The organism is Gordonia sp. 852002-50816_SCH5313054-c (assembly GCF_001665925.1).
Taxonomy (GTDB): Bacteria; Actinomycetota; Actinomycetes; order Mycobacteriales; family Mycobacteriaceae; genus Gordonia; species Gordonia jacobaea.
On record NZ_LZTE01000025.1, the window covers coordinates 239,037 to 251,666 of the forward strand.

At 66.7% G+C, this 12,630-nt stretch carries 13 protein-coding genes; 5 read left to right on the forward strand and 8 right to left on the reverse strand.

The features are described 5' to 3' along the window. Position 1: 1 nt before the first annotated feature. Positions 2 to 676, reverse strand: a complete 675-nt coding sequence (locus A5788_RS04050; RefSeq protein ID WP_005171581.1) for a Crp/Fnr family transcriptional regulator — start codon at positions 674 to 676, stop codon at positions 2 to 4. Between the two features lie 237 nt (positions 677 to 913). After that, a complete protein-coding gene (locus tag A5788_RS04055; RefSeq protein ID WP_005171585.1) occupies positions 914 to 1,126 on the reverse strand; it encodes a hypothetical protein in 213 nt (70 codons plus the stop codon). Between the two features lie 99 nt (positions 1,127 to 1,225). Between A5788_RS04055 and nth the strand changes: the two genes are divergently transcribed. Genes nth through A5788_RS04075 form a run of 4 tightly spaced genes read left to right on the forward strand, consistent with a single transcriptional unit; the run spans position 1,226 to position 4,795 of the window. After that, the gene (nth, locus tag A5788_RS04060; RefSeq protein WP_197494473.1) at positions 1,226 to 2,002 is read left to right on the forward strand and encodes an endonuclease III; all 777 of its coding nucleotides are present in this window, start codon (positions 1,226 to 1,228) and stop codon (positions 2,000 to 2,002) included. Next, positions 2,002 to 2,748 (forward strand): TlpA family protein disulfide reductase, encoded by a 747-nt coding sequence (locus A5788_RS04065; RefSeq protein WP_064867292.1) that lies wholly within the window; start codon positions 2,002 to 2,004, stop codon positions 2,746 to 2,748. The genes nth and A5788_RS04065 overlap by 1 nt, the downstream gene beginning before the upstream one ends. Beyond that, positions 2,745 to 3,596: an NUDIX hydrolase gene (locus A5788_RS04070; RefSeq protein WP_064867294.1), complete on the forward strand. Its 852-nt coding sequence runs from the start codon at positions 2,745 to 2,747 to the stop codon at positions 3,594 to 3,596. Before A5788_RS04065 ends, A5788_RS04070 begins: the two co-directional genes overlap by 4 nt. Next, positions 3,593 to 4,795, forward strand: coding sequence for a MarP family serine protease (locus A5788_RS04075; RefSeq protein WP_064867296.1), 1,203 nt, complete (start codon positions 3,593 to 3,595; stop codon positions 4,793 to 4,795). The genes A5788_RS04070 and A5788_RS04075 overlap by 4 nt, the downstream gene beginning before the upstream one ends. A gap of 75 nt (positions 4,796 to 4,870) precedes the next feature. On the opposite strand, the gene A5788_RS04080 is transcribed toward A5788_RS04075, so the two are convergent. The 6 genes from A5788_RS04080 to A5788_RS04105 all read right to left on the reverse strand — a co-directional run bounded on the left by A5788_RS04080 (position 4,871) and on the right by A5788_RS04105 (position 10,909). Next, positions 4,871 to 5,833 (reverse strand): alpha/beta fold hydrolase, encoded by a 963-nt coding sequence (locus tag A5788_RS04080; RefSeq protein ID WP_064867298.1) that lies wholly within the window; start codon positions 5,831 to 5,833, stop codon positions 4,871 to 4,873. 3 nt (positions 5,834 to 5,836) lie between these two features. Next, positions 5,837 to 6,361: a phage holin family protein gene (locus A5788_RS04085; RefSeq protein WP_049700572.1), complete on the reverse strand. Its 525-nt coding sequence runs from the start codon at positions 6,359 to 6,361 to the stop codon at positions 5,837 to 5,839. Positions 6,362 to 6,466: 105 nt separating this feature from the next. Then, positions 6,467 to 7,489 (reverse strand): MerR family transcriptional regulator, encoded by a 1,023-nt coding sequence (locus A5788_RS04090; RefSeq protein ID WP_231894117.1) that lies wholly within the window; start codon positions 7,487 to 7,489, stop codon positions 6,467 to 6,469. Beyond that, positions 7,452 to 8,108, reverse strand: coding sequence for a HEAT repeat domain-containing protein (locus A5788_RS04095; protein WP_064867321.1), 657 nt, complete (start codon positions 8,106 to 8,108; stop codon positions 7,452 to 7,454). Before A5788_RS04095 ends, A5788_RS04090 begins: the two co-directional genes overlap by 38 nt. Positions 8,109 to 8,303: 195 nt before the next feature. Further along, a complete protein-coding gene (gene acs, locus A5788_RS04100; RefSeq protein WP_064867300.1) occupies positions 8,304 to 10,256 on the reverse strand; it encodes an acetate--CoA ligase in 1,953 nt (650 codons plus the stop codon). Between the two features lie 173 nt (positions 10,257 to 10,429). Further along, entirely contained in the window at positions 10,430 to 10,909 is a 480-nt protein-coding gene (locus A5788_RS04105) for a GyrI-like domain-containing protein (protein WP_064867302.1), read from the reverse strand. 138 nt (positions 10,910 to 11,047) lie between these two features. Here A5788_RS04105 and A5788_RS04110 point away from each other — a divergent pair, with 138 nt between their 5' ends. Beyond that, positions 11,048 to 11,803, forward strand: coding sequence for a hypothetical protein (locus A5788_RS04110; RefSeq protein ID WP_064867304.1), 756 nt, complete (start codon positions 11,048 to 11,050; stop codon positions 11,801 to 11,803). The last annotated feature ends 827 nt before the right edge of the window (positions 11,804 to 12,630 follow it).

Here is a 12,630-nt window from a genome sequence, read left to right on the forward strand (position 1 = left end):
ACTAGCGCGCGCGGCGTGCGAGGCGCTCGGAGTCGGCGATCAGGACGCTCTTGCCCTCGAGGCGCAGCCAGCCGCGCTGTGCGAAGTCGGCGAGAGCCTTGTTCACGGTCTCGCGGGATGCGCCGACGAGCTGGGCGATCTCTTCCTGGGTCAGGTCGTGGGTGACGCGCAGTGCGCCACCCTCCTGGGTGCCGAAGCGCTGTGCGAGCTGCAGGAGCTGCTTGGCGACGCGTCCGGGAACGTCGGTGAAGATCAGGTCGGCGAGGTTGTTGTTGGTGCGACGCAGGCGTCGGGCCAGCACGCGGAGCAACTGCTCGGCGATCTCGGGGCGATCCTTGATCCAGGCGCGCAGCGCGTCGCGGTCCATCGACACTGCGCGGACTTCGGTGACCGTGGTGGCCGACGACGTGCGCGGACCCGGGTCGAAGATGGAGAGCTCGCCGAACATGTCCGACGGTCCCATGATGGTCAGCAGGTTCTCGCGTCCGTCGGGTGAGCGTCGTCCGACCTTCACCTTGCCCGACAGGATGATGTAGAGGCGGTCTCCTGGCTCTCCCTCATGGAAGATCACGTGTCCACGCGGAAAATCCACGGGCTGTAGTTGCTTGGTCAGCGCCGCGACAGCGGAGGGCTCCACACCCTGGAAAATTCCCGCCCGCGCCAGTACTTCCTCCACCTAAGGAACCTTTCTCATCGGCCGCGTGAACGACACACGCACTCAGCAACGCTACTCTCGCCCTGAAGCATATGTGTTGGATGGGTCACTAGCGCCACTTTGGGGCCGTGTTGCGCGTGCTGAATTGATGTTCCGGCGGGGCCGTGTGGATCGTGGAGATCGGCCCACGAGGGCGTGATCATCGGATGGTCGACGACGTCGACGTGGTTCGCTCCGTGTGTCGGACGAGGGTTGCGCTCAGCTCGCGCGACGCTCGCGCAGCTCGTCGAGCGCTGCCGGAAAACCGTCCCTGGCCAGCGTGTCCACGTGCTGTGACTCGGCTGATTGCAGAAACTCCTCGACGTTGTCGCGGGAGACGCTGAGCCGGTCCGTGTGGTGCTGAACCTTCTCCATCGCGAGTGCGAAGAGCATCAACACAGCAGGGAAGAGCAGTGCGGCGAGTCCTTGCATACCGATCAGTAAACACCGACCGCCGACGAGGCTCATAACTGGAATCGTCGCCTTCACTGACTTGTTATCAAGCCGTCGCCACCGACCCGGTCGGAGTCGATGGCTAACCTGAATCGTGTGAGTGCACGTAAGACGGCTGCGGGAGCCAGGACAGAGACCCATCTCGGACTGGTTCGCCGTGCACGTCGCATGAACCGTGAACTCAAGGTCGAGTTCCCACATGTGTACTGCGAATTGGACTTCACCAACCCGCTCGAATTGTCTGTCGCGACCATCCTGTCGGCGCAGTGCACCGACGTCCGCGTGAACCAGGTGACGCCCGCGCTGTTCGCCAAATACCGCACCGCCGACGACTACGCGGGTGCTGATCGCACCGAACTCGAGGAGATGATCCGCTCGACCGGCTTCTACCGGAACAAGGCCAACTCGATCATCGGGCTCGGGCAGGCACTTGTCGAACGTTTCGACTCCACGGTGCCGCACACCCTGAAAGAGCTGGTCAGCCTTCCCGGATTCGGCCGCAAGACCGCCAACGTCGTGCTCGGCAACGCCTTCGACATCCCGGGAATCACCGTCGACACCCACTTCTCGCGTCTCGTGCAGCGATGGGGGTGGACCACCGAAACCGATCCGGTCAAGATCGAGCACGCCGTCGGCGAGCTCTTCGAGCGCAAGGAATGGACCAACCTCTCGCATCGCGTGATCTTCCACGGAAGGCGCGTGTGCCATGCGCGCAAGCCCGCGTGCGGAGTCTGTGTGCTCGCGAAGGACTGTCCGTCCGTCGGACTCGGTCCGATGGACAAAGCAGAGGCGGCGAAGCTTGTGAAGGGGCCGGAAACCGACCACATCCTCGAACTCGCAGGGATCTCCGCGTAGTGGGCACATCCGCGACGACATCGGGACCCGACGCCCCGACCCCGCACGACGATCCACCGCCGCAGCGTCGAGGCAGCCGTTTTCCGTCCTCACTGCGCTGGACACTGGTGTTCTTCGTCGTCATGGTCGCGTTGATCGTCGCCATCTGGCCGCGCGATTCGGGGTCGTCGAACAACCTCGGCAGCCCGACCGACAACTCAGGCGTCGCGGCGGTCCCCGGCGCGAAGGTCGACGACGCCACGCTCGCCAAGGCCCGTGCCGACGCCGCCGTCGAACCCTGCCCGAACAACGGCTTGCCCGAATCGAGTGGCGCGGTGCTCGCGGGGGTCGTCGCGCCGTGTCTGGCGACCGGAAGTGCTTACAACCTCGGCGCAGGAACCGCCGGAAAGCCCGTGCTCATCAATATGTGGGCGGTGTGGTGCCTGCCGTGTCGGCGCGAACTACCGGTACTCGCCGAGTACGCGCGGCGCGCGGGCGATCGGGTTACGGTGCTCACCGTGCATGCCGAACAGGGCGCGGGAAATCCGTTCGCGGTCTTGACGTTCCTACGCGAGGTCGGCGTCCATCTCCCGACGGTCCTCGATGTCGACGGCAAGGTCGCGGCGGCACTTCGGGCACCGAGAGTCTTCCCCTCGACCATCCTGCTCCGACCCGACGGGTCCATCGCCACAACACTTCCCAAGGAGTTCGGCAGCGTCGACGAGGTCGCCGACGCCGTTCGCGACGCCACCGGTGTCGCCACGTGACGCGCACCGATCAGCCGTCGCAGGAGCCGCACGTCGGGCAACTTGTCGACACAGCGAAGGTTCCTCCGTGGTTGCGGCAGCTCACCGGCAATGTCTCGGCCGTGACCGACAGCGTGCTCGATCGTGGTGGTGACCGCTCGCGCTGGGCGTCGATGCTGCGTCGCGACCGACGCGCGGCGTCGGTGCTGATCCTGTTCTCCGGCTCGTGGGATGCCGACCCCGACTATCCGGGCGGGCTGCCCGCCGACGCGGAGGTGCTGCTCACCGAGCGCGCCCCGACGCTGCGGCAGCACAGCGGGCAGGTGGCTTTCCCCGGCGGCTCGTTCGATCCGGGCGACGACTATCCGGTCGGTACCGCACTGCGCGAAGCGACCGAGGAGACCGGACTCGAGGCGAGCAGCGTCGACGTCCTCGCGAATCTGCCGAGCTTTCCCGTGCCGGTGTCGAATTTCGAGGTGACTCCGGTTGTCGCGCATTGGCGTGAACCGGGGCCGGTCGACGTCGTCGACTCCGCGGAGACGTCGCGGGTTGTGCGGGTGAACCTGCGGGAGATGTTGGCAGCGCAGAACCGTTTTCAGGTGCAGCGGTCGGTGCTCGGTGCGCGCGCATATCGCGGTCCGGCGTTCTTCGTCGACGGACTTCTGGTGTGGGGCTTCACCGGCGGGCTCATCGCGGCGATCAGCGACGCGTCGGGGTGGGACGTCCCGTGGAACCACGACGACGTCCGGCCGCTCGAAGAGGCGATAGCTCGGGCGGGATCGCCTCAGCTGAGCGGATTTCCGACGCTGAGCCGCGCTGTCGACCACGGTGACGGGGATGCCGAGACGTCCGAGGATGCAGCTCGGTGAGCGGGTCGACGTGGGTTGACGTGATCGTCATCGGGCTCGCATTGCTGGCCGCGCTGAGCGGATGGCGACAGGGCGCGGTGGCGTCGGGGCTGGCGGTCGTCGGCGTGATACTCGGCGCGATCGCAGGCATTTTGATTGCGCCACATGTGCTTTCGCGAATCGACGATCGGAGTATGCGGCTCGTCGTCGGGGTCGCGCTGCTGGTGGTGTTGGTCATCATCGGCGAGACGTCGGGCATGGTGCTCGGGCGCGCGGCCCGGGGCGGGATCAGGTCGACGGCGCTGCGCCACGTCGACAGCGTGATCGGGTTGATGCTGCAGGTGGTCGCGGTATTGGTCGCGGCCTGGTTGCTGGCGATTCCGCTCGGGCGCGCGTCGTCGCCCGAGATCGCAAGCGCGGTACGTGGATCCACGATCCTGGGCGGCGTCGATTCGTTCGCCCCGACGTGGCTGCGGGATTTCCCGACCCGCGAGCTCGGACCGATGCTCGACGATTCGGGTCTACCCCAGGTGATCGGCCCGTTCGTGCAGACTCCGGTCGCGAACGTCGGCCCGCCCGACACGTCGCTGGAGGATTCCGCCGTGGTTTCGCGGGTGCGGCCGAGCGTCGTGAAGATCGAGGGTGTCGCCCCGAGCTGCCAGCAGGCGCTGGAGGGCAGCGGATTCGTCGTGTCGGCCGAGCGGGTCATGACCAACGCGCACGTCGTCGCGGGCACCCGCAGACTGACGGTGCAGACCGTTGGCGGCGACTCGCTTGCCGCGAGAGTGGTGCTCTTCGACAGCCGCAACGACATCGCTGTCCTCGACGTTCCCGGATTGCGCGTCAGCGCACTGCAATTCGACGACTCGTCGGCGAAGCCGGGAGCCGATGCCATCGTGCTCGGCTATCCCGAGGCCGGGCCGTTCACGTCGACCGCGGTGCGCGTGCGCGAGACGATCAACCTGTCGGGGCCGGACATCTATCGGACGGACCAGGTGCTGCGCGAGGTGTACACGGTGCGTGGCACCATCCGGCAGGGCAATTCCGGCGGACCGATGATCTCTCCGGACGGCGACGTGCTCGGCGTCGTCTTCGGTGCCGCCGAGGACACCGCCGACGACACCGGCTTCGTGCTCACCGCCAAGCAGGTGAAGTCCGACCTCGACGCCTCCGAGCGCCGCACCGCCCGCGTGAGCACGGGCCAGTGCGTGCATTCCTGACGCACACTCGCCGTAGGAAGCGCACAGTCGACGGGTTTTGCGGTCGAGCGTGCGCTCGAGAGTGCCGACTGTGCGCTAGTCGTTGCGGTCGGTGTGGGCGAGAAGGTCGCCGAGCAGCTTGCTGACCTCGCCGGGCCGCTCCTGGTGGGCGAAGTGGCCGCTGCCGGGGATGGGGCGGTAGTCGAAGTCCGAGGCCCATTCGGCGCTGGCGCCCACTGATTCGTCGGTGATGTAGGGATCGTCGACGCCGCGCACCGCGAGGACCGGGATGGACAACTGCTTCTCCATGAGGTCCATGAAGCGGACGCCGTCGGGTCGGAACTGCGACCGGAACACCCAGCGCTGGTACTCCAGGCTGCAGTGTGCCGCTCCGGGTATCTGGATCGCGGATCGGTTCTTGTCGACGGTGTCGATGTAATCCTCGGTGTCCTGCCAGCCGAGTCCCGACCGCTCGGCGAAGTACTCGCCGATGAATGCGCCGTTGTGTCGGGTCAGTCGTCGTTCGGCCATGCGCGGCACCTGATTGCTCAAGAAGTTGCCGAGAAACGACGACCGCTGCTCGGCGTCGCGCAACACGTCGCGCCGCAGGACTCGCGGATGGGGTGACGAGATGACCGCGATCGCGCGCACGGCGCGGGGGTGCAGCGTGGCGGTTGCCCAGCATGCCAACCCGCCGTCGGCATGGCCGATGAGCGTCGCGGACGTATGTCCGAGCGCACGCACGAGACCGTTGGTGTCGCCGGCCAGCGTCCACCCGTCGTATCCGCGTGGAGGTTTGTCGCTGTCGCCGTAGCCGCGCAGATCCACCGCGACAGCGCGGTACCCCGCCTCGGTCAGGTCGGCCAGTTGGTGCCGCCAGCTCCACCAGAACTCACCGAAGCCGTGAAGCAGTAGCGCGAGCGGGCGGTCGGAACTCGGCGACGACGTGGTTGGACCGTCGGCTTCGACAGCGTGGAACCGCACCCCGTTGGCGCGAACGTCGAGATGACGCCAGGGCCCGAGGAACCGGACACTGGACGGGTCGGGGGCTGCGGCCAAATCTCAGGCCTCGCGTGCGGGCGGTATCGCGGGATGACTACCGCCGTGCCCGATCGCCGCGTCGTCGTGGCGGCCAGGCAGCACGTTCTGCACTTCCTTGACGCTGCTGATCGTCTTCTTCGGACCGCGGACTCTCTTGAACACGAGGTAACCGACGAACGCTGCGATCAGCGTGATGAATACGAGGATCGCGAACACGATCAGGAACGCGAGCCAGCGCGACACCCAGTTGTCGAGCAGTTCGGCGAGGAAGAAGAAGAAAAAGAAGCTCGCGTACAGAGCCATCACGCCCGCCACGATCAGCAGAGCGGTACCGGCACCCGCCTTCTTCGCGTCGTCGACCAACTCCGCCTTGGCCAGCGCGACCTCGGACCGGAACAGCGTCGAGACGCTCGCGGTGGCGTTCTTGACCAGGCTTCCGACGCTTGCCTCGCCGGACGAGTCGCGGTCGGCGTCACTCAGCGGGATCGACGGTGTCTTCCCCCCTGCGTTGCGGTAGTCGGACCGGCCGGACTCGTTTCCACTCACAGCATCCTCCGTCTTTGGCGTTCTCCTGCCATATGTTGCCATGCGCCGGTCTCTGCGGTCGTGCCCGCCGTCACGTCGACGTGGCGTGTGGTGCGTGCCGCCCGATCATGAGCGGTGTTGTCGCAGCGTGGCGAGTGCGGCCACTGCGGGATCGTGGTCGGCGATGTGCGCGTCGAGGATGTGCGCGGCTACCTCGCCCGGCAGGTCGACGAGTGCCTGGGCGAGTCTGCTGCGCGCTCGCGAATCGAGATTGTCGCTGTCGAGGAGCCGGCCGAGTTCTGTCGCGATGTCGTCGGCGGTAGCGGTGGCGTGCGCGAGGTCGCGGATCGTATCGGCGGCGTCGACGTCATGGCTGCCGTCGACGATCATGTCGATCAGCCGCGGAATCATGTCGGCGTCACCCCGTGATCCGAGGACGAGCGTCGCGGTGTCGGCGACGGCGCGGTCGGAGTCGTCGAGTGCGCGCCGCAGGAGTTCGTCGGCTCTGTCGGTGCTCAGCTTCGAGATCGCCGACACCGCGCGGCGTCGAATCTCAGGGTCCGCGGAGTCGAGGCCCGAGCCGAGTGCAGCCTCGGCGGCCGCATCCGCGGAGCCGGCGAGCGCCCAGACGAGGGTGCCGGCGACATTCGTATCGGGCTCGGCCAGAACGGCTTTCGCGAGCGCTTCCGGTGAGAGTCGTCCGTCGCGTGCTGTCAGCGCGGCCCGCTGGCGTAGAGCCGCGGAGTCGGAGTCGAGATCGTGGAGCAGCTTCACCGAGTTCAGCACGTCCTCCCAGTCGGTGGGCGCGGCGTCGGCGATGCGGGTCAGGAGCGTGAGCAACTCGGTCTCGCGCGAGAGCCGTTGGCGTGTCCGCTCGATAAGGTCGTCGACCATGTCCGCGGGCTCGGCGGTCCCCGGGGTGTCCAGCAGCGTTTTGATGCCCGCCAGTGGCACACCGAGCGCGCGGAGCCCGACCACGCGGAACAGCCGTGCGATGTCGTCGGGGGAGTAGTCACGGTACCCGCCCGTCGTGCGGGTCGCGGGTCGCACGAGTCCGAGCCGGTCGTAGTGCCGCAGCATCCGGACGCTGACGCCCGAATGCCGCGACACCTCACCGATCAGCATCGTCGACGCGGACGGGTGCACCACGCAGTGTCAGTGCGCGCCGTGCCTGTTCGACCGCGTCGGCGAAGTCGCCGTCCGGGTCGTTCATCAGCTGCCGGGTGGCGTCGGCGTGAATGCGCACCGCTTCGGAGTCGCTCGTACTCGCCGCGTCGACAACGGAAGTTGCCGACTCACCGAGGGCACTCAGCGCCCGACTGAGACTGCGCTGCACGGCCCGGTCGCCGCGGCCGAGCTCTACGGCCAGGGCGGCTGCGAGATCGGCGACGTCTTCATCGGCAACGAGCGCGACCGCCGTCCGCCACGCGGTCCGGGCCACGTCGTCGTCCGGATCGTGCAGTAGGCCCGTGACGTGCCGATAGACACTGCGATCGCCGATCTTCGACAGCGTGTGCAACGCCTGACTGCGCGCCTGCGCCGACGTCGAATCCAACTGCGCCACGACTCGGGGCACCGTCGCTGACGGCGTTATCCGGGTGAGCGCCCAGGTCAGCATGTCGCGGACGAAGAAGTCGGGTTCAACGCCGCTGCGGTGTACCAGTGCGTCGACCAGCGCCGGATCGGGTTCGGTCCCCGCCGCCAGTGCCGCCCGCAGCCGCGTCGACGAGTCCGGCGCCGACAGCGCGTCGATAAGTGTCTGAGTCATCGTGATCACCTCCGCGACCTGAGTCAAAACCCTGTCACCGTGTCAGGGTCAAGAGCAAGACCGCCTTGAGATGGGATCGCCAGACGCGGCTCGCCCGTTTTCAGTCATTTTTTCATCGGCCGTTGACGCCGACCTGGGCTTTTGCCGGTCGACGCCGCGCCGAATGACTGAAAACGGGCGAGCAGTACGTGCGGATCAGCCTTTTCGGCTGCGAATCGCCTCGAATACCGAGGGATCGACCAGCGTCGAGGTGTCGCCGAGCTCGCGGCCCTCGGCGACGTCCTTGAGGAGACGTCGCATGATCTTGCCCGAGCGGGTCTTGGGCAGTTCGGGCACCACGTTGATCTCACGTGGCTTGGCGATCGGGGAGATCTCCACCGACACCTGCTCGCGGAGCTCCTTGACCAACTGATCTCCGGTGTTCTCGACACCTTCGCGCAGGATCACGAACGCGACGATGCCCTGCCCGGTGGTCTCGTCGGCGGCTCCGATCACGGCGGCCTCCGCGACACCGGAGTGTCCGACCAGCGCCGACTCGACCTCCGCCGTGGAGATGCGGTGACCGGAGATGTTCATGACGTCGTCGACACGGCCGAGGACCCAGAGCGCGCCGTCGTCGTCGTAGCGGGCGCCGTCGCCCGCGAAGTACCAACCCTGCTCGGCAAATCGCGACCAGTAGGTGTCGCGGTAGCGCTCGTCGTCGCCCCAGATGCCGCGAAGCATCGACGGCCACGGCTGGTCGAGGACCAGGTAGCCCTGCTCGCCCGCTCCGACGGGTTGGCCGTTGTCGTCGACGATCTTCGCCGAGATGCCGGGCAGCGGTCCCATCGCCGAGCCGGGCTTGGTCGCGGTGACACCGGGTAGCGGCGAGATCATGATGGCGCCGGTCTCGGTCTGCCACCAGGTGTCGACGATGGGTGCCGAGTCGGCCCCGATGACTTCACGGAACCACTTCCACGCCTCGGGGTTGATCGGTTCGCCGACGCTGCCGAGCAGTCGGATGGAGCTCAGGTCGTGGGCGTCGGGGATCTGGCGTCCCCACTTCATGAAGGTACGGATCAGCGTCGGGGCGATGTAATAGGTTGTGACACCGTACTTTTCGATGATCTCGAAGTGGCGGTGCTCGTTGGGGGAGTTGGGGGTTCCCTCGTAGACCACCTCGGTCGCGCCGTTGGAGAGTGGCCCGTAGACGAGGTACGAGTGGCCGGTGACCCAGCCGATGTCGGCGCCGCACCAGAAGACGTCGCGGCCTTCCTTATGGTCGAAGACGTAGTGGAAGGTGTAGCTGGCCTGGGTCAGGTAGCCGCCCGAGGTGTGCACGATGCCCTTGGGCTTACCAGTGGTGCCCGACGTGTAGAGCAGGAACAGCGGGTGCTCGGCGTCGAAGGCTTCGGGTTCGTGATGAGTCGACGACTCGTCGACGGTGTCCTCCCACCACACGTCGCGACCTTCGACCCAGTTCAGCTCGGGATCGTGGTTGGTACGACGCACGACGAGGACCTTCTCGACGGACTTCGCGGCGTCGTCGCCGGTGCCGAGTGCTTCGTCGACGGCGGTCTTGAGAGGTGCGGGCTTGCCGCGGCGGAACTGGCCGTCGGTGGTGATGACGAGTTTGGCCTCGGCGTCGTCGACGCGGGAGCGCAGCGCGCCCGCGGAGAATCCGGCGAACACGACCGAGTGGGTCAGGCCGAGACGTGCGCACGCGAGCATCGAGACGAGCGCCTCGGGAACCATCGGCATATAGATGGCGACGCGGTCGCCGGGGACCAGGCCGATCGAGGCGAAGTAGTTGGCCGCCTTGGATACCTCGTCCTTGAGCTGGCTGTAGGTGAGGTCACGCGAGTCGCCGGGTTCGCCGACCCAATGGATGGCGACGCGGTCGCCCTTGCCCGCGGCGACGTGGCGGTCGACGCAGTTGACCGCGACGTTGAGTTTGCCGCCGACGAACCACTTCGCGAACGGCGCGTCCGACCAGTCGAGGACCTGGTCGAAATCGGTGTCCCAATCCAGGCGCCTGCCCTGCTCCGCCCAGAACTCGAGGCGGTCGGCGTCGGCGTGGTCGTAGAGCGCGGCGGTGCCGTTCGCCTGCGCGACGAACTCGGGCGACGGCGGATACACCTGTGCGGTGGGGTGTGCAGCTGTGGACATCTCTGAGCAGGGCCTTTCACTCTCGGTGTGCATTCACGCGACTCCACCCGCAGTGAGGTGGGGCGTGCCGGGGTCTCATTGTGAGGGTAGTCACGTTGGGGTGGCGTTGCAGTCGCCGGGGGACTGGCGGCACAGCTCGCGCGCCGAGCTGTCGATCGGGTGCGACGAACGGTTCACACGGCGTCTGACACCGGAACAACGATCTGGGTGATCATGTCCTCGGGATCGGCGTCGGGAGTCGGCTGAGTCAGATAGATCTCCCACACGACGTCCCCGCGGACCAGCGAATGATCGGCAATCCATGCGAACAATTCCGCGTAGACGTCGGACAGGTAGTCGTAGTTTCCGCGGTGGTCGTAGGTGACCGCGCGGCATCCTGGCGTCTGGAACGGCGCCACGTCATCGGTCACTTCGACGACTCCGTCGACGGGGAACCCGACACCGACATCAATGGTGTCGGTAGGGAGGCCGAAGGTCAGCCCACGTGGCGGGCCGGTGATCGCCAGCCCCGACGACGCGATCGCCGCGGGCAGTCTGCCGAACGCGTCGTCGTAGAAGCCACGCAGCGCGTCAAAGGTCACGGTCGCGCGTATCAGCGCTAACTGCTCGGCGTCGACGGAGGTGATCTGTGGTTCCTGTGTGAGAAGAGGCATGCTTCGACGGTGTCACAGTTGGGTGGCTGCGACCGGGTATTGGCCGGGTGGGCTCTAGCTGAGTGGGGGTATTTGCGGGGCGGGTGCGCGCCGGGGCACGATTCGTGGCTGCGCCGGCATCGATTACCGTGGCGAACTGTGACTACCGACCCTCTCGCGCCGCTTGTGGAGTTGCCCGGCGTGCGCGAGGCCGCCGACCGTGCGCGCGATGCGCTCGGCGCCGTGCACCGGCATCCGGCCAATTTGCGTGGCTGGAACAACACCGCGACCGAGGCGTCGTGGCGAGCCGGCCGATCGTCTGCAGCGATCGACGGGGGGAGCGTCGAACTGAGGCGCGACGGAGACTTCGACGACCCGATCCTTGCCGGCGCGATGCGGGTGGCCCAGGCGCTCGACGGTGATTCGCTCGATGCGTTGACGTCGGTCTACCGACGCGCACCCGCGCAGGCGTTCGCGCGGCTGCACATGCTGGCCGCCGCCGACCTCGTCGACGACCCCGACCTGCTCGGCCGTCCGCGACCCGGCTCCGACGTCGCGACGCGCCTCGAACTCCTCGGACAGTTGATCACCGGCGCGACGTCGGCACCTGCACCGGTGCTCGCCGCAGTGGTGCACGGCGAACTGTTGACGCTCGACGCCTTTGGTAGCGCCAGCGGTGTCGTCGCCCGCGCGGCGTCGCGCCTGACGTCGACGTCGAGTGGCCTCGATCCACACAACCTCGGCGTGCCGGAGGTGACCTGGTTCAAGAAAGTCGACGAATATCGTTCGCTGGCAACAGGATTCGGTACCGGTGAGCCGGCAGCACTGGGCGCGTGGATCGTGTTCTGCTGCGAGGCGATGGTGGCGGGAGCGACAGAGGCGAAGTCGATTGCCGACGCCGCCCGCGCGGGATGATGGCTGCCTGATTAATGCCTGGAAGCCGGATACTGATGAGCGAAGACTTGTCGCAGACAGCACTGCGGGCGGCCCACCTGTCTCTCGACAGGTTGCCGCCCGCGTAGCACGGACCCAAGTTACCAAGCGTGCTGCGGTGGGTTGTGGTCACCGCCTCGGCGAGGGATCACGTTCTGCGAGTACAGGTCTCCTCCGTCGCGCTGCCCTTGCTCTCTGGCCCGCTCACGGCATCCGTCGATGTCGGTGCCGGACGAACTCTCGGGCCAGGCGTGGCGCTGCAGTTGTCGGAGTTGTTGCTCGAAGCCGCGATGTCGCAGGCGCACAACACTTGTGCCTAATGCGGCGTGCTCCGCGTGGGTGCTTGCCGCCCGTGCTGGGAGTGCTCGCCGGGGGGTTCGGTCCTTCTCTTCCGGATCGGACTTTGCTCGACGAGGTTTCCGTGATTTACGTCTTACACCGTGATCGGCGTCACATCAACCCCCTCGGCGCACTGCTCCACAGAACTCATTCGAGGAAGCTCGGCGGACGGGAATGTGGACCCGAACCGGGGCTCGGGATCATGCCCGAAAGGCGCCCAGCGGTCGTTTGACCCACACGGAACCCTCGCGGATTCGGTTCGACATCTTTAACCTCGATCGACGCGCAAGAGGACTAGTCGGCATATTCGCAGGTCCAGGCCTTACGCGACTCAAACGCCGTTCAGGACGAGCGACCGCTCGGCGAACTATCACAAATGCTGCAATCACTATTCTCACCCTGTCTCTTATACACATCTGACGCTGCAGACGGGCGAAGTGTAGATGTTGGTGGTCGCCGTATCATTAAAA